We start from the raw sequence: 21,142 nt of genomic DNA on the forward strand, positions 1-21,142 counted from the left end.
CTGTCAGAATTGCAAAAAGTGTGCATAATTGACAAATGAGAACAATCAGTTGTTGATACTGATCGCGAAGAGGTTGGGAGCCCTCTTCTTCAACTGAGCAGACTACCAGGAAATGCAGGGAGAATTCGACAACAATCCAGGGAGGAAGAACAATGACCAAAAAGGCAGTATCGCGTCGAGAGTTGCTGGGAGCCTCTACGCTCGTTGGAGTAACCGCAGTTGGGGCTCTTGCCGCCCCGGCCGTGCTGGCCCAGGCACCCACCGTCATTAAAATGCAAACATCCTGGCCCGCCTCGGACATCTGGATGGATTTTGCCCGCCTGTACGTCCAACGGGTCGAACGAATGTCCGGCGGACGCTTGAAGTTCGAACTAATGCCTGCCGGTACGGTCGTCGGCGCGTTTCAGGTGCTCGACGGCGTCAACGATGGCGTGATCGACGCAGCCCACACCGTTCCCGTCTATTGGTACGGAAAGCACAAGGCAGCCTCCCTCTTCGGTACCGGGCCGGTATTTGGCGGCAGCGCAACCACCATGCTCGGATGGTTCCATCAAGGTGGCGGCAAGGATCTCTACCGAGAACTCACCCAGGACATCATGGGGCTGAACCTTTACGGCTTCTATGGCTTCCCGATGCCCGCGCAGCCGTTCGGCTGGTTCAAGAACCCGGTCGCGACCGTGAACGACATCAACGGCCTCAAATATCGTACGGTCGGGCTCGCCGCCGATCTCATGCAGAATATGGGCATGAGCGTCGCTCAACTTCCGGGCGGCGAGATCGTGCCGGCAATGGAGCGAGGTGTCATCGACGCCTTCGAGTTCAACAATCCCTCCTCTGACATACGGTTTGGTTCGCAGGATGTCGCCAAGAACTACATGCTGTCGTCCTACCATCAAGCGAGCGAATCTTTCGAGTTCCTCTTCAACAAGGATGTGTTTGACGACCTTCCCGACGATCTGCAGGCGATCCTGGAATATGGCGTGGAGGCAGCGAGCACGGCGATTACAGCGTCCGCGATGGACAACTATTCAAGCGACCTTCGAAAACTCCAGGCCGAACATGGCGTGACCGTGCACCGCACTCCAAAGGAAATTCTGGATGCGCAACTGAAGGCCTGGGATGAGATCATCCCCACGCTTGAAGCGGATGCGTTCATGAAGAAGGTGCTCGACAGTCAGCGGCAGTGGGTGGAGAGGGTCGTGTACTACGAATTGATGAACTCCGCCGATCTCGCACTCGCCTATGAGCACTATTTCCCCGGAAAATTGAACCTCGGAAAATAGATGGTGAAGGCCCGGTATTTCCGGGCCTCGTCCCTCATCGAGGTAGGGAGGCGCTTGCATGCTCCGTTACATTGCATTCGCCGACGATTTGTCGGCGTGGTTCGGCAAGGTGTTCGCGTGGGGGATACTCATCATGGCCTTCGGCGTCGGCTATGAGGTTGTTGCACGCTACCTCTTTCGCGCGCCGACCCCCTGGGCCTTCGATCTGAGCTACATGCTCTATGGAACGATCTTCATGATGGCGGGAGCGTATACCCTCTCGCGTGATGGCCATGTGCGCGGCGACTTCATCTACCGGCTCTGGAAACCGCGCACGCAGGCCAGGCTGGAACTGGTGTTGTACTTCATCTTTTTCTTTCCCGGTATAACCGCGCTGGTGTTCTCGGGCTGGAAATATGCCGCACGCAGTTGGGGCTACCTGGAGGTCAGTTCCAACAGTCCCGCCGGTGTGCCGATCTTCCAGTTCAAGGCCGTGATCGTCGCCGCCGGCATTCTCCTGTTCCTGCAGGGCGTGGCGCAGGTCTTCCGCTGCATTCTCTGCATAAGGACGGGCGAATGGCCGAAGCAGGCCGAAGATGTCGAAGAACTGGAAAAGGTACTACTGGAAACAAAAAGCCTGGACGTGCTCAAGTCCGAGGACGAGGGTTTCCTTCCGTCGCGGGAACTTGACGCTGGACGTGAACCACGGGATCGGGACGCTCAATGACGGACGCACATATCGCCGTCGGGATGCTCCTCATCCTGATCCTCACTATCTTCCTCGGCTTCCCGGTGGCGTTCACCTTGATGGCTCTGGGTGTCGGCTTCGGATACTATGCCTATTACGATGCCGGCCGCATGTGGCGCGGCTATGACCGCGCGCTCGAATCCGGCGGCGATGCCTTTACACTGGCGCAGACCTGGATCGGCGGTTTCTTCAACAACCGGATCTTCGATCTGTTCGTCAACCAGACCTACTCGGTCATCCAGAACGACGTGCTGACGGCTATCCCGCTGTTCCTGTTCATGGGCTACATCGTCGAGCGAGCCAACATCGTCGATCGGCTGTTCTCGACGCTATTCAGCGTCACGCGCCGGGTGCCCGGCTCGATGGCGGTCGCTGCCCTCGCCACCTGCACACTCTTTGCCACGGCAACCGGCATCGTCGGGGCCGTGGTGACGTTGATGGGACTGCTCGCCCTACCAGCGATGCTGAAGGCAAAGTATGACGTGCGCTACGCGACGGGCGTGATCTGCGCGGGCGGCACGCTCGGGATCCTGATCCCGCCTTCCATCCTGCTGATCGTCTATGCGGCCACCTCCGGGATCTCGGTTGTCCGAATGTATGCGGCGGCGCTCCTGCCCGGCCTCGCCCTGGCCGGGTTTTATCTCATCTATGTCGTGGTGCGAGCAATCCTGCAGCCGCAACTGGCGCCGCGGCCAACGAAAGAAGATGTGGGCGAGCACACGCCGGTCCAACTCGCCTGGATGATGCTTACATCCTTCGCGCCGCTCGCCTTTCTGATTCTTGCGGTGCTGGGTGCCATTCTCTTTGGCCTGGCAACGCCGTCGGAAGCCGCCGCAATCGGCGCATTGGGGGGACTGGCGCTTGCTGCGGCCTATCGGGCGCTGACCTGGCAGCGACTGAAGGAGTCGGTGTATCTGACGGCGCGAACGACGGCGATGGTCTGCTGGTTGTTCGTCGGTTCGGCGACCTTCGCATCGGTATTCGCCTATCTCGGCGGCCAACAGTTCATCAGTGACTTCGTGACCGGCCTGGACATGTCGCCGCTGATGTTCCTGATCCTGGCCCAGATCATCATCTTCATTCTCGGCTGGCCTTTGGAATGGACTGAAATCATCGTCATCTTCATCCCGATCTTCATTCCGCTGCTGCCGCATTTCGGGATCGATCCGCTGTTCTTCGGTATCCTCGTGGCAATCAACCTGCAGACGGCCTTCCTATCACCACCCATGGCGATGTCGGCATACTACTTGAAGGGCGTCTCGCCTCCGCATGTCAAACTGACAGACATCTTCCGCGGCATGATGCCGTATATGTTGATCGTCATTCTCTGCATGGTGGTCATCTATCTGTTCCCGAGCATCGTCTACATGCTGCCGAATCTACTCTATGGAGTACAGAGATGACGCAGTGTCTGGCCAATTCCGAAAGGATAGACCGATGAACAGAAGCCGGTTTTTTGCAATATTTGCATTCGTGACGCTTGTCGCGTTCTGCGCGGTCATCCTGGCGTTTGTTCCACGGTTCGATTTGGCCGCTGCCCTGCTGATCGGGATTGTCCCTGCGGGGTACGACATCTGGGATCAGCTCTTTCGGCGACGCCCGTCGAAATCGTCTGGATAGACTGCAATCGTTCAACCGCCGCCCTTTCGTGACGGCAATCCGCTGCAAAAAGCCCGTTCGTCCATCGACCTACGGGCTCTTGGCTTGGAAATTGATCACCCATGGCCCTCCCTGTGAAAGCAAGAGGCACCGTCGTTACGCGAACTTCCGGTTAACTCGCGTCGAGAAGGCGTCGGTGCGCGACGTCCGCGATGAGCGCCAAATTGAGCCGTACGTCATACTCGTGGTTTACGACTGCTCCGGGCCGATCCCGGACCTTCGCACCGAGGCCTCGCATGTCCGCTTTCGTGCTAGGTGTCCTCGCAGCGGACGGTCCGCCGTCGGCCCCGTAGCGGCCGTGTACCCAAGCCGAGCCGATGTCTGTTGTTGGTGCAAGCCGGTCGAAGACGCGCGGCGCTGTAGAGATGTCGCCTTTGCACTGATCTACTTCGCGCCCGCGGAAGCTCACCCATTATCGGCCACTTGTTGAGGACTTGAAGTCAGCTATCTCAAGCCGGAAAATATCTGGAACGTTGAGGAGCATTCGATGACGAAGCACCGCATCTATTCCATCAGCGTCGCAAGCGTCTATCCCCACTATGTCGCCAAGGCAGAGAAGAAGGGGCGCGGGCTACACCTATCTCGACCCCTCGACCCGGGCGTGAGTTCTCAATCGCCGGCGGCCTCACCTACAACTTCGAGAATCCGGAGACCGACTACAAGAACGGCATCGATGCCCACATCGACTGGGCGGCCTCGCAGTTCCTCAACGAACACACCCATATCGGTCTGGTAGGATACGCCTTCCAGCAGTTGACGGGCGATAGCGGCGCGGGTGCTACGCTCGGGGACTTCAAATCCCGCGTCTTTGATACCGGCCCGCAGATTGGCTACAACTTCGAAGTCAACGACACCACCAACGGTTATGCGAACCTGAAGGGCTACTACGAGTTCGGAACGGAGAACCGTGCCGAAGGTTGGAACGTCTGGATGACGCGGGCATTCTCACCCGCGGAAAATAAAAGCAGGGGACCGCTGAGGCTCATCTGCGACGACATCTTTCAGCATGGATTCCTCTGCCGCGCGACCAGCCCCTGACTTGTCCCCAGTGTGTTGGTAAGCGTGGCCGAGGGCAATTCGCCAAATTTTCTCCTATATTCGCCGGAGAATTCGCCAAAGTGCCCGAAGCCGAACCGTGACGCTACGGATGTAACGGTCCTTTCGGCGGAAGGATGAGTAAGAGCCCGGCGCACGGCGTTGAGGCGCAGTTCAAGCAACATGGCTTTCGGCGGTCGGCCAAAGGCCTCCACGCAGGCGAGGTAGAGCGTGCGCTCCCTCACCCCCAGCGTTTCGCACATTGCGCTGACGTTCAGGGGCGCCTCAATATGGCCCATGAGCATGTCCCTCAACTTCATGGCGACGCGTGCCCGCCGGTGCAGCGGCTCGGCAACCTCGGTCGACGGCACCATTCCAAGGACGACATCGACGATTTGGCCTTCGATGGCGGCTAGTGCATCGGGCTGAGCATCGTCCCCCGTGTTGCGGAGCAGCGTCTGCAGGAGTCTTGCCAAAACGGTGCCGCGACGAACAATCTCCTGCTCGGACATTGTGAACGGCCGGTCGAGATATTTTCTGTCGAGGCCACCGGAGCCCCTGCGGACCTGCATCCAATGCTCGATCTGGTCGACGGGTATGACTGCCTGAGCGAGGTCGGCGTTGCCGTTTGCTATAAATGCGATGTCGTCACAAGGTCCAGCCAAGACCGGTTGACCGCTCGCAATTTGCCGACCGCGCACATGAAGCGACCCGTCTGCGGCGATCGGGAGGCCGACAAACCAGCACCGCGCCGGCGAGCTGCCGCGTTGCATAATTCCCGGGTTCCAGCGTTCTCGCCCAATCTGCAGCGTGTTGAGGACGACCATGCTCAAACTGCCTTCAAAGCGGCCCCGGCCGATGTGGTCGTATTTCTGATCCCAGCCAATCGCACTCGCGGCCATCATGTCGAAGTCCGCATAACGGGCCTGGACGGAGGCTAGGATCTCTATCCGACGATTGTCTCGAGCGACCGGACCCGCCATTGGCATCCCCCCCCCCGCGGGATTATCCCACGTTAACACTATCAGACCTCCTCCGGCTCGGCTACCGGAACGGCATTTGCGGGTGCGCGCCGCTGCAGGATTCCGATAGCGGCCCGCCGTGGTGAAGCGTATCGTCGATCCACTCCCGATCCTTCAGTTCAGCCATGGCTGAAACAAATCAGAAGGAGGCAACGCGATGCACACCACACATAAGGAGGTATCCATGCGCACAGCACTGGAACAGTCGACCGTTGTCATCGGACATGGCCGGCGAGGGGCGAGGCCGTTGCGCGATGCTGTCGCGATCGCGTGCCTGCTCATCGCATCACCCGCAATGGCGCAGTCGACGACCACCGACATCGGTACGATTACTCCGTCAACCGTCCTTCCCAGCAAGCCGCCTGGCTATTCGCCTTATGCGGGCCGCAACTTCCCGAGCCGCGTCTTCTGGGGCGACACGCATCTTCACACCAGCGCCTCGATGGACGCCGGCGCCTTCGGCAACCGGCTCGGCTACGACGAAGCCTACCGTTTCGCCCGCGGCGAGGAACTGACCGCGTCGGGCGGCCAGCGCGTGAAGCTCTCGCGGCCGCTGGATTTTCTGGCCATCACCGACCATTCCGACAATATGGGCTTCTTCCCCGCCCTCTTTGGCGGCAAGCCGGAAATGCTCGCCGACCCGACCGGGCGAAAATGGTACGACATGGTTCAAGCAGGGGGCGAAGAGGGCGTGAAGGCGGCGCTCGAGATCATCGACAACTTCTCGCGCGGCACTTTTCCCCCGGCACTGCAGTTCCTGCCCGGATCGGACGGCTATCGCTCGACCTGGGATCAGATGATTGCCGCGGCGGAAAAATATAATGAGCCGGGACATTTCACCGCCTTTATTGGCTACGAATGGACCTCGCAGGTGCCGCCCGGCAACAATCTTCATCGTGTGGTGATCTATCGCGACGGCGGGGAGCAGGCGAAGCAGACCCTTCCGTTCACGACCTATCCCCCTGCTGGCAGCACCACTCCGGAGGACCTCTGGAAGCATCTCGCGGCCTACGAAGAGAAGTCCGGCGGACGGGTGTTGGCCATCTCGCACAACGGCAATCTCTCGAATGGCTGGATGTTCCCGACCGAAACCAATCCCGCCACCGGACAGCCTCTGTCGGCGGAGTATGCGGAGACACGCGCCCGGTGGGAGCCGCTCTACGAAGTGACGCAGATCAAGGGTGATGGCGAGGCGCATCCCTATCTTTCACCCACCGACGAATTCGCCGGCTACGAGCTGTGGGACGTAGGCAACCTCAACCTCAGCGAGGCGAAGAAGCCCGAGATGCTGCAAAGCGAGTATGCGCGCACGGCGCTGCAGACCGGACTGCAGCTTGAAGCGAAGCTCGGGGTAAATCCGTACAAGTTCGGCATGATCGGCGCGACCGACAGCCACACTTCACTCACCACTGCCGAGGAAGATAATTTCTTCGGCAAGCATTCAGGTTCGGAGCCCAGCCCCCATCGTGCTGAACACGAATTCATGCGAAATGGCGACCTCTTCCTCACGGGGTGGCAACAGGTCGCTTCCGGCTATGCCGGCGTATGGGCGACTGACAACACGCGCGAGGCGCTGTGGGACGCCCTGCGCCGCAAGGAAGTTTATGGGACGACCGGCCCGCGCATGCTCGTGCGCTTCTTCGGTGGCTGGGACTTCACCGAGGCCGACGCGCAGTCGCGCAGTCCGGCCTTCGCAGGTTACAGCAAGGGCGTGCCGATGGGTGGCGACCTTCGTGCCGCACCCGCGGGCAAGGCTCCTACTTTCCTGATGGCGGCGCTCAAGGACCCGCTCGGCGGGAATCTCGATCGCATACAGATCGTCAAGGGCTGGGTCGACGCGGCCGGCGCTCGCCAAGAAAAGGTTTACGACGTGGTGTGGTCGGACGGCCGGGTCCCCGGCGCGGACGGTAAACTGCCGCCGGTTGGCAATACTGTCGACGTTGCAACGGCCACCTGGACAAATACGATTGGCGCGTCCGAGCTGATCAAAACGTGGACGGACCCGGATTTCGATCCGGCACTGCGGGCGGTCTATTACGCACGCGTGCTCGAAATCCCGACGCCGCGGTGGACCGCCTATGACGCGGTGCGCTTCGGAGTCAAGCTGCCAGACGGCGTGCCGATGTTCGGTCAGGAGCGCGCCTACACCTCGCCTATCTGGTACACGCCACGTTGAATGGAGGGGACCGTGAAATTCCTCCGGGAACCTCTTCTCCACTTCCTCGTCATCGGCGCAGCCATCTTCGGCGTGTTCCGGCTCGCGGATGGGGGCAAGTCGCCCGCATCCGACGAAATCGTCGTCAGCTCCGGCCAGATCGGCAGCCTCGCCGCGATCTTCAGCCGAACTTGGCAGCGGCCGCCGACCGCAAAGGAACTGGATGCACTGGTGAACGAACACATCCGTGACGAGGTTCTCTACCGCCAGGGCGTGGCGATGGGCCTCGACAAGGACGATGCCGTGGTTCGACGGCGGATCCGGCAGAAGATGGAGTTCGTCGCGGAACAGGCGGCAGACGTCGAGCCGACCGACGCCGAATTGCAGACATTCGTCGGGGAGCATCCCGACTGGTTCCGCAGCGAGGCTCGTGTCTCCTTCGACCAGATTTACTTCCCGGCAGGCGGGGTTCCGGATGCGGACGGGCTGAACCGCCTGCTGCTGGATTTGAATGCGGGAACCGTGGAGGCGTCAACCGTCGGCAGCGAGTTGATGGCAGGAACCGAGTTCCGCGATGTTTCGAGGTCGGCCGTGGCGCAGGCATTCGGCGAGGAATTCGCCGTGGGTATCGACAAGATAGCCCCGGGCGGATGGAGCGGTCCCGTCACCTCGGCTTACGGCACACACCTGGTTCGCGTGACCGCGCGCGTCGAAGCACGGGAGCCTCCCCTTGAGGACGTCCGTGGGGCGGCGCGGCGAGAGTGGCTGCATGCCCGAAAAGTCGTCGCCAACGAGGCACTGTACCAACGGTTTCGCTCGCTCTATGTGGTGAAGATGGAGACCACCCCTGCCGGGGCGATCGAGGAACGACGAGCCGAGGTCGTGCCGTGATCCGACTCCTCATCGTCCTTTGGGTCGCGCTGACCTTTATTTCCGGCCATGCTCATGCGCATGACCTCAGACCTGCGTACCTGTCCATCACCGAGAGTGCGCCCGCGATCTACGCGGTGCTCTGGAAGGCGCCGGCAATGGGTGAACGCAGGCTGGCGGTCTATCCCCGATTGCCGCTGAGCGCGGTCGAGGCGACGCCGCACGAAGGCGCCATTCTCAACGACGCCTACATTGAGCGATGGACGGTGCACGCACCGACGGGCTTCGCCGGCGAAACCATTGCGTTCGACGGGTTGCCCGAAAGCCGCACGGACGTCCTCCTGCGCGTGGAGAGGCTGAGCGGCGAAGTCAGCACCGCGCGCCTAACGCCGGCCAACCCCTCCTGGGCGGTACCGGCGGCTACCGGCTGGCAGCAGGTGGGCGCCACCTATGTCTGGCTGGGCATCGAGCACATACTTTTCGGTGTCGACCATCTGCTGTTCGTGCTGGCGCTCATCCTGCTGGCTGGAAGCTGGAAGCGCATTGCCATCACGATCACTGCATTCACGGTCGCGCACAGCATCACGCTTGGCGCAGCGACGCTCGGCTACCTCAATGTTCCCGGTCCGCCAGTCGAGGCTGCGATCGCGCTCAGCATCGTGCTGGTCGCGGTCGAGATTGTGAAGTCGCGACAGGCAAAAGAGGCTAACCTCACCGCTCGTTTACCCTGGCTCGTAGCTTTTGCGTTCGGCCTTCTGCACGGGCTTGGCTTTGCCGGAGCGCTCAGCGAAATCGGCCTGCCGCATCATGCCATCCCGGCCGCGCTGCTGTTCTTCAACATCGGAGTGGAATTAGGACAACTCGCCTTCGCGGCAACCGTCCTGGCGACGTTTGCGATTCTGGGACGGCTCTCGATCAGGGTCTTTCGATCGCAACATGGCCGCGCACCACACGCGTGGGCTCGGGTGGCAACTGCTTACTGCATCGGCGGCATCGCCGCGTTTTGGCTGATCGAGAGGGTCGGAGGGTTCTGGGCGTAGGTGAAGAAGGCCCGCCAACCAGATTGTTCCGGTTCTATTCACCGCTGCAGTGTGGTTCGACAAGAAATCATGCGACGAGCCACGGTCCATGGGAGGATCAACGCCATGACAACAAACTACAAAGAGCGCCTCATCGCCGCCGCAATTGTCGGCGCGCTGAGTGTCACGAGCGCGCAAGCGCAGACGCCCGACAGCGTGAACAGCCGTATCGGCAATCTCCAGTTCGAGCAGGGGTTTCCAACCGAGGAGACCACGCAAAAGGTCTTCGACGAGATCGACTACCAGCGGGCCGTGCAGGCTTACTTGTGGGCCTATCCGGCGGTTTCATTCGAGGCTATTCGCATCGGGACCAAACGCGACCTCGGTGCTGATCTCATCGACATGGTCATCGCCGACAACTACGCCGACCCAAAGGGCCGCTGGCTCACAGCGAACGACACCACCATCTACGCCTATACCAACGTGGATCTCGGGAAGTCGGGACCGATCGTCGTCGAGAACCCGCCCGGAGCGATCGCCGGAATCATCGACGACTTCTGGCAGAGATCACTTGCCGACGTCGGCATACCCGGACCCGATGCCGGGAAGGGCGGGAAATTTCTCCTCCTTCCACCTGGATACAAGGGCGATGTTCCTCAGACCGGATATTTCATTCTTCAGGGTACGATGAACAACTACAACGTCATGATCCGTGGCATCGTTCTAAACAACGACAAGGATGCCGCCGTCGAGAATGTCAAGCGGGTCAAGGTTTATCCCCTGAGCGAAAGCAGCAATCCCAAGCCCAACAAGTTCGTGTCCATGTCGGGAAAAGTCATGGACACGACCCCGCCGATGGGGATGGCGTTCTGGGAGCTGCTTTCGGCGTTCATCAACAACAACCCCGTTCAGGAGCGCGACCTGTTCTACATGGCCATGCTGAAGCCGCTGGGCATCGAGAAGGGCAAGGAGTTCAAACCCGACGCGCGGCAAAAGGCCATCCTCGAAGAGGCCGCACAGATGGGCGATGCCATGGGCCGCGTGATGCTGTTCGAAGGACCCGACCGATTCCACCGGGTTGGGGAAGGTCTCGGAGTCGAGCCATTCCCCGGGTCGAAGTGGCACTGGGTGTTCCAGGTGAATCCCGTTCAAAAGACCGATACGTACGGCCAGATCGATGAACGCCTGCACTACACCTACGGCGCGATCTATACAACGCCCGCTCTCGGCGTCATGAAAGCCGCTCCTGGCGGAAACTACGTCCAGGCATTCAAGGACAAGGACGGCAACCGCCTCGATGGTGGAAAGTCGTACCGGCTGCACGTACCTGCAAATCCTCCGGCCGAGCAGTTCTGGTCGCTGACGCTCTACGACACCGCGACACGCTCGATGATCCAGAACGCGCCCAACGATTCGGCTCGCTTCTCTCAAGATAAGCTCAATACCAACGCGGACGGCTCTATCGATCTTTACTTCGGACCCGCCGGAAGCGCCCCCGCGGGCTCGGAAGCCAACTGGATCGAGACCGTCCCCGGCAAGGGCTTCTATCCGATGTTCCGCTTCTACGGACCCAAGGCAGGCCTATTCGACGGGACGTGGAAGCTGCCGGACATCGAGTTGGTGAAATGACGCAAGACGAAATACAGCCACTGGCTTATGAACATCGCCGCGCTTCCAATGCCACTGGGCCATCAGAAGCAGCGCGGCGCTTCCCGAGCGGAAACCTGATACCGTCCCGCAAGACGGCGTCCAACCAATTTGGCGCTGCCACCGACGTTCGGCGGGACGAGTTTGCGGCATCCAACGAGTATTACCAAAGCAATCCAGGGAGATCGGTATGAAAATAATTCTAGCACTGGCGACCGTCGCAATGGTCGCCTTCGCATCGCCGGGCAAGGCTGCCGATCCGACACCGCTTGCGCCCGACGTCGCCGTGGTCGAGACGCCGAGCGGCTGGACCTTTACCGTCGCACCCTATTTCTGGGGAGCCGGGATTTCCGGCGACATCGGCCAGTTTGGCCTGCCCGAAGTCCATATCGATTCCAGCTTCACCGATATCCTGCGAAATCTCGATTTCGCGTTCATGGCTGCGGGTGAAGCCCGTTATGACCGCTTCAGCGTCTTCGGCGACATCATCTACACAAAGCTCGGGGCGGACGGCGACACGCGGAGGGGCATCCTGGCCGATAGCATCGACATCACGTCGAAGACATTCGCCGGGCTTCTCGGCGTCGGATACTCGATTCTCGAAGACCAGTCAGGACACCTGGACGTCGTCGCCGGCGTCAGGGTGTGGTCCGTCGACACCGATATCTCCTTCAATGGAGGTATCTTGGACGGTATCGAGAGAAGCGACAGCGCGACCTGGGTCGACGGTATGGCGGGTGTTCGTGGCAACTACTTTTTCACGCCGGAGGTCTACCTTACTGGATGGGGTCTGGTCGGTGCGGGTGGTGCGGATGTCGACTGGGATGTCGCGTTGGCGGTCGGCTACAAGTTCACGGACACGATATCTGCCGTCGCCGGATATCGCGCGCTCGGCGTGAACTACGACAACGACGGGTTCGTCTTCGACATCGTCCAGCAGGGTCCGATCATAGGTGTCGCGATCCATTTCTAAGGAGCGCGAATGCGGCTTGGCGACAGGAGGCTTCTGATGCGACCGAGCACTCGAAACGCCGCTGCGTAACCCTCCTTTCGGCCCATACGCTGGCGGGCCAATCTTAGCGCCCGCGCAACAACGGAAGCGTTGCCCGTTAACGGGCCATTTGTTGAGGTCTTGAAGTCAGCTATCTCGAGCCGGAAAACGTTGAGGAGCACGCATGACGAAGCATCGTATCTATTCCATCAGCGTCGCGAGCGTCTATCCTCACTATGTCGCCAAGGCAGAGAAGAAGGGGCGGACGAAGGCAGAGGTCGATGAAATCATCCGTTGGCTGACGGGGCATAGCCAGCAGAGCCTGGACGATCAGTTGGCTGCGAAGACCAACTTCGAGGATTTCTTTGCGCAAGCGCCTCAGATGAATCCCTCCCGATCGTCGATTACAGGCGTGATCTGCGGCGTGCGCGTGGAAGACATCCAGGAAACGACGATGCGGGAAATCCGCTATCTGGACAAAATGATCGACGAACTCGCCAAGGGGAAAGCGATGGAGAAAATCCTGCGGAAATAGGCGGGAGCCGTGTCGGACGGTGCCGGCGATCACGCACGACACGCGCGCAGAAGCCGGCACCGGTCTCGTCCGGGAATGACGAATGTTCACTGCCGCGGAGCAAGACCATCAAGCAGGAAGTCGAGGCCCTTCCTGAAAGCGCCGTCCCAATCATTGTCCAGCAGCAGACGGGAGCGTTCGATCGTCGGATAATGCTGGCTGAGGCCTGTCAGACGCTGCTGCGCGGCCGCCCTGTCGTCTTCCGAGAGATCGAAGTTCGCCCGGGTGATGGTCGCGCCAATCACATAGTTCCAGAGCGACCATATCGCGACGTTCAAATCCGTATCAGCGACACCGGCGCCGGACAGGGTCTTGCTCAGCAGTTCCAGGCGACTGAGGATGTTCGGGCCGAGCGCCCGGCGCGGCAGCAGCGATGCCGACCAGGGATGGCGCAGCATGCTGGCGCGCCAGTCTTCGAGCATATGCACGACGTCCCCACGCCAGTCTCGAGGCTCGACGATGTCAGACGGTCCGCGATATTCGAGCACCGAATCCAGCGCCAAATCGAAGACCTCCTCCTTGTTGCCGACGTGCCAATAGAGGCTCATCGCGCCCGCGCCGAGGCGATCGGCCAGCCGGCGCATCTTCAATCCGTCGACGCCCTCGGCGTCCAGCAGCTCCACCGCGGTCGCCACGATCCGCTCCAGGGAGAGAGGCGGTTCGCTGCGCGGCTCCTGCCCGGACTGAGGTGACGCATTTCTCCGTCCAGACCCTTTGCTCTCAGCGCCCCTGCGTTTGGCTGCCATTCGTCTTCCTTTACTGATCAGAACGTCGATCTAAGCCGACAATGCCGGGAATGTCGATGCTGACCGATTGACTCGTACGCTGTACGATGCAATTTAGTCGTACGCCGTACGAGTCAATCATGTGGCGATAAGGTTCCATCCTGCGGGCCGCGAGAACCCGCCGCTCGCAACCGCATAGCCCGAGGGAAAATCATGTCACGCACAATCAAGCATCTCATCATCGGAGGCATAATCATCATGACCATCAGCGTTCCCACTGCGGCGACAGCCGATGACGATCTCAAGCTGACCATCGTCAATCCGAAAAACCTCTACGACCCCTCGCCGAATGGCTACAGCACGGCGGTGATCGTGCCGCGCCAAGGCCGGCTGGCCTACATCTCCGGACAGGGCGGCCAGGACAGCACGGGGGGCCTGTCGCCCGACTTCGCCGTCCAGGTGAAGCAGGCCTACGCGAATTTGCGCACCGCCCTCGATGCGCTCGGCGCAAGGCCGGATCAGGTCGCCAAGCTGACGGTCTTCGTGGTCGATCACGACATGTCCAAGCTCGAGGTGCTGACCAGGAACGTCAAGGACATGTTCGGCGAAGCATTGCCGGCGCAGACGCTGATTCCCGTTCCCAAGCTTGCGATCGACCCCATGCTCTTCGAGGTCGAAGCCGTCGTCATTCTGGAATAGGGGGCGACGCCGGATCTGCACAATTCCGGATTTTCCCGGTGGCGCGCCAACATCTGCTCGGCGCGCCGCCTTCGCTTTTATCGATGGCCATTGACCAACCGCCTGCGATGTGCGCCACTCATTCCTTGCACAAGGAAAATCCCATGCTCAAGTTTCTGCTCGCCCTCTCGATGGGTGTTTTTTGCGTCTCGCCACTTCAGGCCGGCGACGTCACACCCGTTACCCAGAGCTGCCAGCCGGGGGCAAAACAGGCGCAATGCGAGCGATGGGTCACCGATATCAAGAAAGCCGTCCAGCTCGCCTATAAAGGCGACCACGGGGCGCAGGTGACCGTTGCCTTCTGCCTGTCCACCGGTTGCCATGGTGCTGTCGCCATCGACAGGGTCGCCTCCTGCAGCTGGCATCTCGTCATCGCCAATTCCGGTTCGACGACAGTGCTCGACAGTTCAAACACCAGGAACACCTGCCGGCCGATGACGGCGGCTGAGAAGGACGAAGCCCGCGCGCTGGCGAGCGATCTCGTCCAGAAGATCTACAAGCGGCCTCTGGTGAAGACCGACCAGATGTAATCTGCCCGGCTCACGGCTTGCGGCGCAACGCCTGCGTGAAAATAAATCTCGTTGCTCTCCCGGCTTTCGCCGCTATTCTCCACCCAAAGAAAATCGGGCCAAAGAAAATCGGCCCAAAGAAAGTCGGGAGGACCACTGATGATCCTGCACTGCGTATTCCTGCGGCTGAAGACCGCGGTGACGGCCGACGACAAGCAGTCGCTGTTTGCGGCGATCGTCGCCCTGAAACAGCTCATTCCCGGCATATTGGATATCAAGTACGGGCCGAATGTTTCGCCGGAGGGGCTGCATGGCGGCTTCGTCGACGGGTTTGCCGTGACCTTTGAAAGCGCCGAAGCCCGGGACGCCTATCTCATCCATCCCGAGCACGTGACGGTCGGCGAGCGCATCGTCTCGTCGACGGATGGAGGCCTTGCCGGCATCCTCGTCTTCGACCTTAATTTGTGAGAATGCATAAGAAGCCGATTTATCGATGTTGCACGAGCGCGTGTTACCGTGCACGCATGTCGCCCCTGCCGTCAGCGTGAGCGGCCGTCTTTCATGGACAGCAGTCGGCTTTAAGGAAGTGGCTAGCAAAGGTTTACGACTGGCTGCCGTCCGCCACTGCTGTTCATCCTGCTTCGACGGGACGAAGAGCCGTCCGGGGTCAATCGCATCTACCGACTGTATCGCGAGGAAGGTCTTTCCGTGCGCAAGCGGAAAGTCAGGCGGCGTGCTGTCGGCACGTGTGCGCCGATCCTAGGACCACAAAGTCAAGTGGCACTACATCGCGCTGGGATGGCCAATGCAGAACGGCTATGTCGAGAGCATCAACGGCCGTATGCGCGACGAGCTGCTCAACGAGAGCTTCTTCCTCGGCCTTGAACATGCCCGAAGCGCCATTGCCGAATGGGCGGACGATTACAATAATTTCCGTCCGCACTCATCGCTCGGATACCAGACCCCGGCAGACTATGCCGGGATCATCGCCGCAACCGGCTCCAACGCTGCGCAATATGGAAGCTTCGCGTTTCCGCCGGTTGCTACCACCGCGCCAACTGGCGGCTCCAAACCACCGAGGCTCTAATCGCAGCCGGATGAAAGTCCAGTGGCAGGTCACGCATGATCGAGTTGGGCGGAACTTTGCCATACGCCTCCATAGGATGCGGCAAGCCATTTCCAAAAAGTTGATTTGACAACCACCCGCGCCGGGGCTGCTTTAGTAATTCATAATATTCATCCTAACAATTGGCTAGGGAGGAAACAATGGAAGCCGTCAATCGTAGAACCATGCTCGCACTCGGTCTTACAACGGCCGCAACGCCACTGATCGCCTGGGCGACGCCAGCAGCCGCCCAGACTTACGGCCCCGATGAGGGCGAGGAGATCGGACCCGGTGTCAGAGTTGTCGCGCTCGGTGAGCGGGCTTCGGTCATACCAGCTTACAAAATGGTGAAACTGCGGGATGTTGTTATCCAAGCTGGGGCGAAGACGCCGGACAACATGATGAAGAACGACATGCTCTGCCATATGACTGAGGGAGAACTTTCGGTCGTTCAGAACGAAAAAAAGTTCACGGTCAAGAAGGGCGATGTTTGGACCTGCGCTAACGCCGATACGACAGAAGGCACCCAGAACACGAGCAATTCGGTCGCGATCATGCGGGTCATCGATTTGATGACCGCATGAGGCGAGGCGCGGAAGTGGCGATTTATATGCAGGAATGGCAGAAAACCACCTATCCGGACTTTCGAAGCGTTTCTGTAGAGGGGCAGCTTCGGGCCCCAAGGTGGCCGCAGGTTCAGCCTGCGGCCACTCTTAATCATCAGCTCGATTTCGCCATGGCGGTGGCGAGCTGGTCGACATTGTACCTGAACATCTTTTCATAGGTCGGCGCCGGCCCCTTGGCGTCGGACAGGGATTCGACATAGAGCTCGCCGCCGGGCTCGGCACCGGTTGCCTTGGCGACCTGCTTGACGAGGCGTGGATCGTTGGAATTCTCGAAGAAATAGGCCTTCACGTGCTCGCCCTTGATCTGCTCGATCAGCTTGGCGACATCGGCGGCCGAGGCTTCGCTTTCCGTGGACAGACCAAGCGGGGCAAGGAAACTGACATTATATTCGCGGCCGAAATAGCCGAAGGCATCGTGGCTGGTCAGCACCTTGCGGCGATCGTCGGCCACCTTGTCGAATTTCGCATGGGCATAGGCGTTCAATGCGTCCAGCGTCTTTGTGTATTTCTCGGCATTGGCCTTGAAGGCGGCGGCGTCAGCGGGATCGGCCGATGACAGCGCCTTTTCGATATTGGCGACCCAGACCTTGACGTTAACGGGGCTGTTCCAGACATGCGGATCGGTGATTTTTTCGCCGTCCTCTTCCATGGTGCGGGTGCTGATGCCTTCGGAGACGGTAACCGGCTTGCCCTTATAGCCCGAGGCGGTGATCAGCCGGTCCATCCAGCCTTCCAGCCCCTCGCCGCTGACGAAGGTGACTTGAGCGGCGTTCAAATTCTTCGCGTCGGCCGGCGACGGCTCGAATTCATGGGGGTCGCCGTTCGGCCCGACGAGGCTCGTCACCTTGACGTGCTCGCCGCCGACCTGTTTGACGACATCGGCAAGCACGGTGAAGGACGCCACAACCTTCAGCGTTTCGGCGGAGGCGGGCATGGCCGACAGCGCCATCAAAGCGGGGATTGCTGCGGAGAGAAGCAGTCTGTGCGATGTCATCGAAGTCTCCTTGGGATCAGCCCTTCAAATGCGGGCGGGGGAAGAAGCGCCGGGCCACGCCGGAAGGCGCGAAAAAGATCGAGAAGCCGTAGAGGATCGCCGCCGTCATGATGATCGTCGGACCGGAGGCGAGCTCGAGATGGTAGGAGGCGATCAGGCCGAGATAACCGGAGGCGGCGGCACTGGCGGCCGCAATCGCCATCATCACAGCCAGGCTGCGCGACCAGAGCTGGGCGATGGCGGCCGGCAGCATCATCAGGCCGACCGCCATCAGCGTGCCGAGCGCCTGGAAGCTGGCGACGAGGTTCAGCACCACGAGCAGCAGGAAGAGGACGTGATAGACCGGCCCGCGCCCGCCGACGGCGCGCAGAAAACCCGGATCGAAACATTCGGCCACCAGCGGCCGGTAGATGAAGGCGAGGATGACGAGGGTCAGCGAGGTGATCGCGCCGATCAGATAAAGGGCCGGCGCATCGATCGCAAGGATGGTGCCGAAGAGCACATGCAGGAGATCGATATTCGAGCCGCGCAGCGAGACAATCAGCACGCCAAGCGCCAGCGATGCGAGATAGAAGCTGGCAAAGCTCGCATCCTCCTGCAGCACGGTCATCCGGCTGACGGCGCCTGATAGTAGTGCCACCGACAGGCCGGCGATCAGGCCGCCGAGCCCCATCGCCGTCAGCGACAGCGAGCCGGCGACGAGGTAACCGATCGCCGCCCCCGGCAACACGGCATGGCTCATGGCGTCACCCATCAGGCTCATGCGCCGCAGCATCAGGAAAACGCCGATCGGACCCGAGCCGAGCCCGAGGCAGAGGCAGGCGACAAGGGCGCGGCGCATGAAGCCGTAATCGGCAAAGGGCGCCAGGAAGAGATCGTAAGCCGTCATGCCGCCGGCGCCTCTTCGGGTGCGCAGGCATTCGCATCCTCATCCCAGCGCTCGGCCATGGCGCGGGCCTTCAGGAGATTGACGGAGGACATGACGTCTGCGGTCGCGCCCCAGCCGACCAGCTCGCGGGCGAGCAGCAGGGTTTGCGGGAAGTGGGCGCGAACGAGTTCGAAATCGTGGAGCACGGCGATCACCGTGCGGCCCTCGCCATGCCAGCGGGTGACGATATCGACGAGATCCCTGGTCGTGCGGGCATCGATTGCCGTAAACGGCTCGTCGAGCAGGATGATGCCGGCATCCTGCAGCAGCAGCCGGGCAAAGAGCACACGCTGGAACTGGCCGGCCGAGAGCGAGCCGACATGGCGCCGGCCGAAGCCTTCGAGGCCGACGGCGGAAAGTGCCTCGCCTGCCCTTTTCAGCTCGGAGGGCGCGATGCGGCCGAAGGCGCCCGTCTTCTTCCAGGCGCCGAGCATGACCGTGTCCATCACCGAGATCGGAAAGCGCCGGTCGATCTCGGCCGCCTGCGGGAGGTAACCGAATTCCGCCCGCCCCAGCCGGTGCTCGACCCTGCCTTCGGCGGGACGAAGCTCCCCCATGATCGCCTTCAGCAGCGTCGACTTGCCCGCGCCGTTCGGCCCGGCAATCGCCGTCAGGCTGCCTGCGGCGAAGGCGCCGGAGACATGATGCACGGCGGGGTGCCTGTTATAGGCGACGGTCAAATTCTCCAGACGGATCAGCGGCGTCATGGCAAGAGAACCGCCCAGTGGATCGCCAGCCACAGCAGCGCAATGACCAGCGCCATGGCGATCACCCTGGAGAATGCCGACTGTCCGAGCAGGCTGACGGAGGGGCGGTCGGGGCTCGGGGGCATGGCGCATCCTACAACGTAATAACATTACGGTTATGTTATAACGATTGCGGCGAGATTGAGGCGGGAGCTCGGCCGTTGCTCACACAATTGAAAAGGGCGACCGAAATGGCCGCCCTTCATGTGTCTGGATGTCTGTTATAGTGTTTTGCGAGAGGAGTGGCTCGACCCCGGCAGGTTAGGCTGAGGGGCAGATCTCGTTCGAAGCTCAGAGCTTTTCCAGCATTGCGGCGGCACCTGATACGGTTGCCTGGCCGGGGCTTTCCTCGACGTTGAGGGCTTTCACCACCCCGTCTTCCACCAGCATCGAATAGCGCTTGGAGCGCAGGCCGAGGCCGCCGGCGGAGAGGTCGGCGTCGAGACCGACGGCCTTGGTGAAACCGGCATCCCAATCGGCGAGGAAGTGGATCTTGCCCATGCCGCCGGAGGATTGCGCCCAGGCGCCCATCACGTGCCAGTCGTTGACGGCGACGACGGCGATGTCATCGACGCCCTTGCCAAGGATGGTGTCGCGGTTTTCGAGATAACCCGGCAGGTGGTTGAGCGAGCAGGTCGGCGTGAAGGCGCCCGGCACGGCAAAGAGCACGACGCGCTTGCCGGCAAAGAGCTGATCGGTGGTGATTTCGACCGGGCCGTCGGCCGTCTTTTCCTTGAAGGTGGCAGCAGGAAGCTTGTCGCCGATCGCGATGGTCATGGTCTTCTCCTTGGTTCCGGCTTGGGGGTTTCCGGCTTTGGGGGTTCTGCCTGGCGGCGGGCGCCGCAGGGGATCGGAGGCGACTATAGGAGCCCATCATTGAAAGGCAAGTGTGGTCTCCATCGCCCTTTCACCGTCGATGACCAGCACGCTCCAGTGCTTGCCTGATATGTCGTAATCCTTTGGCAGCTTGCCGATTGCTATATCGACCTTGAAGGTGGCGCCGTCGCGTTTGCCGCCGATCTGCTTGGTGAAGGCATAGCCGCTCGGGCCGGTGACGATGATATCGGGCGCGGCCTTCCCCTCACCCGGCAAGACGAGATCAAGCGACAGCGTCTTCCTGTCAGGCGACATCGCATGCGCCGTCACGTCGAAATCCTGCGATGGCGGCTTCGGCAGCCTCGCATCGGCGGCCTGAAGGATCGCCTCCTCCTGCGGGTGTGACTGGATGGCGGGGCCAAGCTTCAGCTGCAAATTCGCCTGGAAGGGAATGCAGATATCCTTGCAGATACCGATAAAGGCGGCGGCGTCGATCGTAACCGGGCCTTTGCCGGCCGCCGTCAGCGACAGCGGCAGCGTCACCGGCGCCTCGTAGGCGATATCCTCGATCGCGCCGTTGAAGAAATGTTTCGGAACGGGATAGGCGATGGCATCGAGCGTGACGCCGCTTTCCGCCGCGATGGTGATCTGGGGCGGAATGCCGCTGTTGCCGGGCTCTTTCCAATAGGTGATCCAGCCGGGCTTCGGCTCGATCTGAAGGGCGGCGCGGATTTTGCCGCCGGCATCGGGCGCGAGCGCCACGAGGCGCATGCGGCCGCCTTCGTTTTCCGCCCAGGCGCTCATTTCCGCATGGGCGGAATAAAACGGCACAAGGGCTGCGACCGCTGATACAAACGCGATTAAAAGCCTGCGCGGGCTCGAGGAAATAATCATCATGGAACAAAGGTTTACCGAATGTGGTGTTTGGCCGCCAGAAGTCGCGGCGATTTAAATCTTCATTTTCAGTTGATTG

22 protein-coding genes and 2 pseudogenes are annotated in these 21,142 nt (G+C 60.9%); 16 read left to right on the plus strand and 8 right to left on the minus strand.

All coding sequences use genetic code 11. From position 1 onward, the window contains the following. Window positions 1-152 precede the first annotated feature (152 nt). The 5 genes and pseudogenes from OIU37_RS14120 (at window position 153) to OIU37_RS14140 (ending at window position 4,707) form a co-directional block, all read left to right on the plus strand. Window positions 153-1,283 (plus strand): TRAP transporter substrate-binding protein, encoded by a 1,131-nt coding sequence (locus OIU37_RS14120; protein WP_264257781.1) that lies wholly within the window; start codon window positions 153-155, stop codon window positions 1,281-1,283. A gap of 58 nt (window positions 1,284-1,341) precedes the next feature. After that, a complete protein-coding gene (locus OIU37_RS14125; protein ID WP_011649261.1) occupies window positions 1,342-1,989 on the plus strand; it encodes a TRAP transporter small permease subunit in 648 nt (215 codons plus the stop codon). Continuing rightward, window positions 1,986-3,413 (plus strand): TRAP transporter large permease subunit, encoded by a 1,428-nt coding sequence (locus tag OIU37_RS14130; protein ID WP_020047374.1) that lies wholly within the window; start codon window positions 1,986-1,988, stop codon window positions 3,411-3,413. The genes OIU37_RS14125 and OIU37_RS14130 overlap by 4 nt, the downstream gene beginning before the upstream one ends. Window positions 3,414-4,156: 743 nt before the next feature. Then, window positions 4,157-4,237: pseudogene (locus OIU37_RS14135) on the plus strand (DUF2200 family protein); the annotation flags it as partial. Window positions 4,238-4,281: 44 nt separating this feature from the next. Then, window positions 4,282-4,707 carry a transporter gene (locus OIU37_RS14140; protein ID WP_264258487.1) on the plus strand — a complete coding sequence of 142 codons (426 nt, stop codon included), beginning with the start codon at window positions 4,282-4,284 and terminating at the stop codon, window positions 4,705-4,707. On the opposite strand, the gene OIU37_RS14145 is transcribed toward OIU37_RS14140, so the two are convergent. Further along, complete coding sequence (locus tag OIU37_RS14145; protein ID WP_264257783.1) at window positions 4,671-5,687, minus strand: helix-turn-helix domain-containing protein; 1,017 nt, start codon at window positions 5,685-5,687, stop codon at window positions 4,671-4,673. The genes OIU37_RS14140 and OIU37_RS14145 overlap by 37 nt on opposite strands. Window positions 5,688-6,021: 334 nt before the next feature. Here OIU37_RS14145 and OIU37_RS14150 point away from each other — a divergent pair, with 334 nt between their 5' ends. From OIU37_RS14150 to OIU37_RS14175, 6 genes are all read left to right on the plus strand, one after another. Further along, a complete protein-coding gene (locus tag OIU37_RS14150) occupies window positions 6,022-7,902 on the plus strand; it encodes a DUF3604 domain-containing protein (RefSeq protein ID WP_264258488.1) in 1,881 nt (626 codons plus the stop codon). A gap of 12 nt (window positions 7,903-7,914) precedes the next feature. Beyond that, window positions 7,915-8,772 carry a peptidylprolyl isomerase gene (locus OIU37_RS14155; protein WP_264257784.1) on the plus strand — a complete coding sequence of 286 codons (858 nt, stop codon included), beginning with the start codon at window positions 7,915-7,917 and terminating at the stop codon, window positions 8,770-8,772. Further along, a complete protein-coding gene (locus tag OIU37_RS14160; protein ID WP_264257785.1) occupies window positions 8,769-9,791 on the plus strand; it encodes a HupE/UreJ family protein in 1,023 nt (340 codons plus the stop codon). The genes OIU37_RS14155 and OIU37_RS14160 overlap by 4 nt, the downstream gene beginning before the upstream one ends. Before the next feature lie 105 nt (window positions 9,792-9,896). Further along, window positions 9,897-11,399, plus strand: a complete 1,503-nt coding sequence (locus OIU37_RS14165) for a DUF1254 domain-containing protein (protein WP_264257786.1) — start codon at window positions 9,897-9,899, stop codon at window positions 11,397-11,399. 208 nt (window positions 11,400-11,607) lie between these two features. Beyond that, window positions 11,608-12,390: a hypothetical protein gene (locus tag OIU37_RS14170; RefSeq protein WP_264257787.1), complete on the plus strand. Its 783-nt coding sequence runs from the start codon at window positions 11,608-11,610 to the stop codon at window positions 12,388-12,390. A gap of 202 nt (window positions 12,391-12,592) precedes the next feature. Continuing rightward, window positions 12,593-12,943, plus strand: a complete 351-nt coding sequence (locus tag OIU37_RS14175; RefSeq protein ID WP_264257788.1) for a DUF2200 domain-containing protein — start codon at window positions 12,593-12,595, stop codon at window positions 12,941-12,943. 86 nt (window positions 12,944-13,029) lie between these two features. Here the strand turns inward: OIU37_RS14175 and OIU37_RS14180 are convergent, their stop codons facing one another. After that, window positions 13,030-13,728, minus strand: coding sequence for a TetR/AcrR family transcriptional regulator (locus OIU37_RS14180; RefSeq protein ID WP_264257789.1), 699 nt, complete (start codon window positions 13,726-13,728; stop codon window positions 13,030-13,032). Window positions 13,729-13,920: 192 nt separating this feature from the next. Between OIU37_RS14180 and OIU37_RS14185 the strand changes: the two genes are divergently transcribed. The 5 genes and pseudogenes from OIU37_RS14185 to OIU37_RS14205 all read left to right on the plus strand — a co-directional run bounded on the left by OIU37_RS14185 (window position 13,921) and on the right by OIU37_RS14205 (window position 16,643). Continuing rightward, window positions 13,921-14,406 (plus strand): RidA family protein, encoded by a 486-nt coding sequence (locus OIU37_RS14185; RefSeq protein ID WP_264257790.1) that lies wholly within the window; start codon window positions 13,921-13,923, stop codon window positions 14,404-14,406. 143 nt (window positions 14,407-14,549) lie between these two features. Beyond that, window positions 14,550-14,975: a hypothetical protein gene (locus OIU37_RS14190; protein WP_240602117.1), complete on the plus strand. Its 426-nt coding sequence runs from the start codon at window positions 14,550-14,552 to the stop codon at window positions 14,973-14,975. Between the two features lie 138 nt (window positions 14,976-15,113). Further along, window positions 15,114-15,422 (plus strand): Dabb family protein, encoded by a 309-nt coding sequence (locus OIU37_RS14195; protein ID WP_128440084.1) that lies wholly within the window; start codon window positions 15,114-15,116, stop codon window positions 15,420-15,422. A 159-nt stretch (window positions 15,423-15,581) separates the two neighbouring features. Beyond that, window positions 15,582-16,055 (plus strand): annotated as a pseudogene (locus OIU37_RS14200) (transposase); the annotation flags it as partial. A gap of 165 nt (window positions 16,056-16,220) precedes the next feature. Further along, window positions 16,221-16,643: a hypothetical protein gene (locus OIU37_RS14205; protein WP_171601393.1), complete on the plus strand. Its 423-nt coding sequence runs from the start codon at window positions 16,221-16,223 to the stop codon at window positions 16,641-16,643. 136 nt (window positions 16,644-16,779) lie between these two features. Here the strand turns inward: OIU37_RS14205 and OIU37_RS14210 are convergent, their stop codons facing one another. The 6 genes from OIU37_RS14210 to OIU37_RS14235 form a co-directional block, all read right to left on the minus strand. Further along, window positions 16,780-17,679, minus strand: a complete 900-nt coding sequence (locus OIU37_RS14210; protein ID WP_240602116.1) for a metal ABC transporter solute-binding protein, Zn/Mn family — start codon at window positions 17,677-17,679, stop codon at window positions 16,780-16,782. A 16-nt stretch (window positions 17,680-17,695) separates the two neighbouring features. Continuing rightward, complete coding sequence (locus OIU37_RS14215) at window positions 17,696-18,568, minus strand: metal ABC transporter permease (protein WP_264257791.1); 873 nt, start codon at window positions 18,566-18,568, stop codon at window positions 17,696-17,698. Further along, on the minus strand, window positions 18,565-19,314 hold the full coding sequence (locus OIU37_RS14220; RefSeq protein WP_264257792.1) for a metal ABC transporter ATP-binding protein: 750 nt from the start codon (window positions 19,312-19,314) through the stop codon (window positions 18,565-18,567). Before OIU37_RS14220 ends, OIU37_RS14215 begins: the two co-directional genes overlap by 4 nt. After that, the gene (locus OIU37_RS14225) at window positions 19,311-19,439 is read right to left on the minus strand and encodes a hypothetical protein (protein ID WP_264257793.1); all 129 of its coding nucleotides are present in this window, start codon (window positions 19,437-19,439) and stop codon (window positions 19,311-19,313) included. Before OIU37_RS14225 ends, OIU37_RS14220 begins: the two co-directional genes overlap by 4 nt. Window positions 19,440-19,644: 205 nt before the next feature. Next, entirely contained in the window at window positions 19,645-20,130 is a 486-nt protein-coding gene (locus OIU37_RS14230) for a peroxiredoxin (RefSeq protein ID WP_264257794.1), read from the minus strand. Between the two features lie 96 nt (window positions 20,131-20,226). After that, window positions 20,227-21,066: a protein-disulfide reductase DsbD domain-containing protein gene (locus OIU37_RS14235; RefSeq protein WP_264257795.1), complete on the minus strand. Its 840-nt coding sequence runs from the start codon at window positions 21,064-21,066 to the stop codon at window positions 20,227-20,229. Between the last annotated feature and the right edge of the window lie 76 nt (window positions 21,067-21,142).

The sequence above is a fragment of the Rhizobium sp. BT-226 genome (genome assembly GCF_025847085.2).
GTDB lineage: Bacteria > Pseudomonadota > Alphaproteobacteria > Rhizobiales > Rhizobiaceae > Rhizobium > Rhizobium sophorae.

Bases quoted from the DNA above. Each gene is read 5' to 3' on its own strand.
- OIU37_RS14120 (WP_264257781.1), top strand. From the start codon at position 153: ATGACCAAAAAGGCAGTATCGCGTCGAGAGTTGCTGGGAGCCTCTACG.
- OIU37_RS14125 (WP_011649261.1), top strand. From the start codon at position 1,342: ATGCTCCGTTACATTGCATTCGCCGACGATTTGTCGGCGTGGTTCGGC.
- OIU37_RS14130 (WP_020047374.1), top strand. From the start codon at position 1,986: ATGACGGACGCACATATCGCCGTCGGGATGCTCCTCATCCTGATCCTC.
- OIU37_RS14145 (WP_264257783.1), bottom strand. From the start codon at position 5,687: ATGGCGGGTCCGGTCGCTCGAGACAATCGTCGGATAGAGATCCTAGCC.
- OIU37_RS14150 (WP_264258488.1), top strand. From the start codon at position 6,022: ATGGCGCAGTCGACGACCACCGACATCGGTACGATTACTCCGTCAACC.
- OIU37_RS14165 (WP_264257786.1), top strand. From the start codon at position 9,897: ATGACAACAAACTACAAAGAGCGCCTCATCGCCGCCGCAATTGTCGGC.
- OIU37_RS14170 (WP_264257787.1), top strand. From the start codon at position 11,608: ATGAAAATAATTCTAGCACTGGCGACCGTCGCAATGGTCGCCTTCGCA.
- OIU37_RS14175 (WP_264257788.1), top strand. From the start codon at position 12,593: ATGACGAAGCATCGTATCTATTCCATCAGCGTCGCGAGCGTCTATCCT.
- OIU37_RS14180 (WP_264257789.1), bottom strand. From the start codon at position 13,728: ATGGCAGCCAAACGCAGGGGCGCTGAGAGCAAAGGGTCTGGACGGAGA.
- OIU37_RS14185 (WP_264257790.1), top strand. From the start codon at position 13,921: ATGTCACGCACAATCAAGCATCTCATCATCGGAGGCATAATCATCATG.
- OIU37_RS14190 (WP_240602117.1), top strand. From the start codon at position 14,550: ATGCTCAAGTTTCTGCTCGCCCTCTCGATGGGTGTTTTTTGCGTCTCG.
- OIU37_RS14195 (WP_128440084.1), top strand. From the start codon at position 15,114: ATGATCCTGCACTGCGTATTCCTGCGGCTGAAGACCGCGGTGACGGCC.
- OIU37_RS14205 (WP_171601393.1), top strand. From the start codon at position 16,221: ATGGAAGCCGTCAATCGTAGAACCATGCTCGCACTCGGTCTTACAACG.
- OIU37_RS14210 (WP_240602116.1), bottom strand. From the start codon at position 17,679: ATGACATCGCACAGACTGCTTCTCTCCGCAGCAATCCCCGCTTTGATG.
- OIU37_RS14215 (WP_264257791.1), bottom strand. From the start codon at position 18,568: ATGACGGCTTACGATCTCTTCCTGGCGCCCTTTGCCGATTACGGCTTC.
- OIU37_RS14220 (WP_264257792.1), bottom strand. From the start codon at position 19,314: ATGACGCCGCTGATCCGTCTGGAGAATTTGACCGTCGCCTATAACAGG.
- OIU37_RS14225 (WP_264257793.1), bottom strand. From the start codon at position 19,439: ATGCCCCCGAGCCCCGACCGCCCCTCCGTCAGCCTGCTCGGACAGTCG.
- OIU37_RS14230 (WP_264257794.1), bottom strand. From the start codon at position 20,130: ATGACCATCGCGATCGGCGACAAGCTTCCTGCTGCCACCTTCAAGGAA.
- OIU37_RS14235 (WP_264257795.1), bottom strand. From the start codon at position 21,066: ATGATGATTATTTCCTCGAGCCCGCGCAGGCTTTTAATCGCGTTTGTA.